The 3477-nt window shown below is 51.9% G+C and carries 3 protein-coding genes; all 3 read right to left on the reverse strand.

Going from position 1 to position 3477, the window contains the following annotated elements:
- Positions 1 to 705: 705 nt before the first annotated feature.
- Positions 706 to 1494, reverse strand: a complete 789-nt coding sequence (locus tag NGM66_RS14080; protein WP_208907311.1) for an SDR family NAD(P)-dependent oxidoreductase — start codon at positions 1492 to 1494, stop codon at positions 706 to 708.
- 113 nt (positions 1495 to 1607) lie between these two features.
- Positions 1608 to 1931, reverse strand: coding sequence for a DMT family transporter (locus NGM66_RS14085; protein ID WP_208907312.1), 324 nt, complete (start codon positions 1929 to 1931; stop codon positions 1608 to 1610).
- Between the two features lie 542 nt (positions 1932 to 2473).
- Positions 2474 to 3175 (reverse strand): N-acetylmuramoyl-L-alanine amidase, encoded by a 702-nt coding sequence (locus NGM66_RS14090; RefSeq protein WP_208907313.1) that lies wholly within the window; start codon positions 3173 to 3175, stop codon positions 2474 to 2476.
- Positions 3176 to 3477: the final 302 nt, after the last annotated feature.

Consider the following 3477-nt stretch of genomic DNA (forward strand, 5'->3'; position numbering starts at 1 on the left):
AGCATCATTTATTTAAGTTAGATACATATTATATGTACGAAGGCATTTCGTTTACACAAGATTCTTGACGCTACCAGCGTAGCGCTAGGGACGGTCGAAATTGGTTCGCCAGTTGCGGGGTTAAGTACGGTAATCAGATTACCAGAAGATGAATCCTTAAACTCACCGTTAATGTACATTTGATAGTGTTTGAGTGCAACTGAACTCGTAGACATAATGATAAGACTCCCTTCAACAGCAGTGAAACAGACTAACTTGATCCGCAGTTGCGATGAGGTCATGCGCCCGCGTAGGTTATCCGACAAAAGACGAGATGATTAATTATTTCGTGGGTAATGCCTCAACTCTGTTATAACGCATTTATGGGTGTATATGTGATAATTTTCACAAATAAAATAACCGTTGATAACGTGGCGGATTAAAATGGCCTGGGCGCGTAGGTGTTCAGTTTGTAAAGATACTTGACGAAGCAGGCGCCCCAATGCTTTGGGAATGCGAGACAGCAGAAAAAATGAGAGTGAGACAAAAGGCGGTTAGCTGGCGAGCATTAAGGCTGATAAGCGAATAATCCCGGGTTTGGATTGTTTGCTTATCAGTTTTAAGCGGAACCAGCTGCCTTTTGGCCCAGGTTTCAACACCAGATATTCGGAGACACAAAGGGCCTGAGACTTTTGTCCCAGACCTAAGAGAGTTATTGACATGTGGTTAATCATTTAAAAATTCCGGATGTTGCTGTAAAAAGGTGGCCGCCTGGGGATGATCCTGCAAGAAGGCCTGTAATCGGGCGGGGTCTTGCGTCGCGGCTCTGAGTGCCGTGAATTCTGACTGCGTTTGCTGGCCGTGCGGGTACAAGATTTCCGTGCCCTGGCGGTCGGCCACGGCCTGAAGATAGGCCTGGGCGACCTGGTCTGGTGCCATGGCAGCGCTGGTATTTGCGATGCCTTGAACCGTGATCAGGCCCACGTAAACGGCGGTGTCGGCTAGTTCATCGGCCAAGGAGTAGGCGTAGCTACGCAGGGCCGCCTTGGTCAAGGATAACGTGGTGGTTTCCTTGACCGGGTGAAGGGCCGCGCCACCCCCGGTGATGAGAATGTTGCGCGGCGTTGGGTCATCGGCATCGAGCAAATCGATAAATTGCCGAGTCGTACGGATGGCGCCGAGAACGTTGACGTTGAGGGCCGTCGCAATGCGGTCGGTTGGGGTGTCGCGGGGCCGGTCCAGCGTGGTGTCGGCCACATTGTAGACGAAGGTCTCGGGCACGCCAAAGTGTTGTACGACCTGTCGGAAGAGGTCCGCAGTCTGATGGGAGCTGGTGGCGTCCGCGACGAGCCAGTCGGCACTGATATCGTCCGCCCGGAGTTGGGTCACCAGGTTTCGCAAGGCTTCAGCGTGCCGTGCGGCGAGAACCACGTGTTTGCCTTGCTGTCCAAATGCTTTGGCGATGGCCAGCCCGAATCCCGAGCCCGCCCCTAAAATGACAACTGTTTCTCTCATAAAATGCCCTCCAATTTGCCTTGTCCACTACCACCTAATTTACTGTTAACAGAATCAGTATAGGGGTTCCCGCTGGCGAAGTCTAACGATTCAGCTTACAAATTTACTTGTTTTCAGTGACCGGGTCCAGCTAGATTGAGAATGACCACGCCCAAGATGACCAGCGTAATTCCCAGTAGACTGGCAAAGTTCAGCGGTTCATGCCACAGCACGACGGCCAGCACCGTGGTGACCACGATGCCGACGCCGGCCCAAATGGCGTAGGCCACGTTCAAGTCGATGTGTTTCATGGCCAGCGAGAGAAAGAAAAAACACAGCCCGTAGGCCACCAACGCCCCCACCGTCGGCCAGAGCCGCGTGAATCCCGCTGCGGCCTTCAAGAGGTTGGTGCCAATCAGTTCGCCAATAATGGCGGTCCCCAAGTAAACGTATGCCATGTACCACGCCCCCTCGCATGTAAAATACTTGCTTGGAAGGCTAGTCTAGCAGGCTGAGAAACAAGAAGAACGGGAAAGGCGTGGGTTGGTAAAATGACTCACCCAAGCAGCAAAAAAAGCCTGAGCGCGGTTGGCTCAGACTTCCCTGGATTATTTGGTTAAAAGCCATTAAGTGATTGGACCGCGACCCAAAATTGAGACTGGTCAAACCCGCAGCCTACGTCAGCTAAGACCCGCAATGACTTTAAGTTAGCCGGGGCGAGACGATAAATCTAGTCGCTAGGGGCTAAACCAGATGTCGCTGACTAGCACCACCGTAGCCGAGAGTTCGTCAAATATGGGCTCAGCCGTGGGAGTTCCCTTAGCAGCGGTTTTTGCTGGTTAGGGAACTGGCGTCTTTGAGACGCGGATTTCGGCTCAAAGGCGAGGTGTCGAGACCGGTCTCTGGCTCGACCCGTCCGCCCACCGCGTTCCAGTCCCATATTTGACGAACGGCAGGCGGTCAGTTCGGACGATGTAGCTGTGCACAACCAAATTTATAGTTACTTAATGTGTTCGTTGGTAATGGCTTCGATGTCGGCTTTGGCAATTTTGGCCATGTGCTTCTTCAGGTGCTTGACGTCAGTCTTGTTGGTGATGAAGCCGGATTCGACCAGACTGTAGTCGATGCCGCGACGGCGTAATACGTTGCAGTTCCGCAAGTTGGTCCGGAAGCTGTAGCCGTTGTAGGCGCGGTTCAAGCCGACGTACTTCTTGATGACCTTAGCCAGGCGCTTGTCACGGGCCGTGGGGTGCTTCTTGTGAATGATGACGTGACCACCGTGGCCGGCAGGGGCGTCCAAATGGAACATGATGACCGTGGTCTTCTTGCTCAATTTGTAAGACCCCTTGTGATGGTAGAGGGTGTCGCTGACCAGGTTACGCTTGGGATTGTAGAAGGTGATCTTGGCATTCGTGACCTTCTTAGCATACTTACGGAGTTGCGGTAACATGTAGTGCCGCAAGAAGTGGGCTTCCGTCGTACCGTTGCCCCGGGCGCCGGGATCGCCGGCACCATGGCCCATGACGATGAGGTAGTGCTTCTTCGGGGTCGTCTTCTTGGCCGCTTTAGTCTTCTTAGCGACTTTAGTCGTTTTGGCAGTGGTTGTTTTGGCCGTCGTGGTCTTGGCTGAGGCTGAGACGGTGCCCAGTGCCAGTGGCAGGCACAGTAGGGCGGCCACTAGGCCGATTTTCCATTTACGCATATGTAATTCGCTCCTTATTCAAATTGGTTACCAGTCCAGCTGGTTAACAGAATTAAGCATACGCCAAGTCACTGATTTTTGGTAGTCTAAGTTGCACGGCCAAGGAATTCTACATGCCAAAATGCACTGCGATAGGCAGTTGAAAAGGGAAGGATACCTTACAGGTATAAGGTCTAACGCAGTTTTAACGGCACTACACCTTTGTTACACTATAAAGGCAAAAAAAGGTAGCGTCAAGAATCTTGTGTAAACGAAATGCCTTCGTACATATAATATGTATCTAACTTAAATAAATGATGCTT

This window comes from Levilactobacillus yiduensis, assembly GCF_024718525.1.
Classification (GTDB): domain Bacteria; phylum Bacillota; class Bacilli; order Lactobacillales; family Lactobacillaceae; genus Levilactobacillus; species Levilactobacillus yiduensis.

Bases quoted from the DNA above. Each gene is read 5' to 3' on its own strand.
- NGM66_RS14085 (WP_208907312.1), bottom strand. From the start codon at position 1,931: ATGGCATACGTTTACTTGGGGACCGCCATTATTGGCGAACTGATTGGC.
- NGM66_RS14080 (WP_208907311.1), bottom strand. From the start codon at position 1,494: ATGAGAGAAACAGTTGTCATTTTAGGGGCGGGCTCGGGATTCGGGCTG.
- NGM66_RS14090 (WP_208907313.1), bottom strand. From the start codon at position 3,175: ATGCGTAAATGGAAAATCGGCCTAGTGGCCGCCCTACTGTGCCTGCCA.